Annotated in this window: 1 protein-coding gene; it reads right to left on the reverse strand. The window is 57.3% G+C overall.

Going from position 1 to position 232, the window contains the following annotated elements:
• A partial coding sequence (locus QP381_RS09540; protein WP_285068811.1) for an alkaline phosphatase occupies nt 1–200 on the reverse strand: 200 nt, incomplete at its 3' end.
• Between the last annotated feature and the right edge of the window lie 32 nt (nt 201–232).

Raw genomic sequence — 232 nt, forward strand, 5'->3', positions numbered from 1 at the left:
CTCGGTTCAGAGGGCTTCGCATCCTTGTTTTCTGGGAGTGCATTCAGCACAGTGAAGAACAGGTCTGTCTGGTCAGTGCGTCCGATAACGTTCTGGGCGCCGGGACCAGAAGCTGCAATTCGCAACTGGGAGCCGGTGTGGTTTTGTCCGCCCAGAGCGTCCTCACCATTGGTAGGCGCGTTGGCGTAGTTGATTACCATCGGAGCACCATCAGCAGTTAGCAGCCTCGTGG

The sequence above is a fragment of the Pauljensenia sp. UMB6358 genome, from assembly GCF_030216865.1.
Lineage (GTDB): Bacteria > Actinomycetota > Actinomycetes > Actinomycetales > Actinomycetaceae > Pauljensenia > Pauljensenia turicensis_A.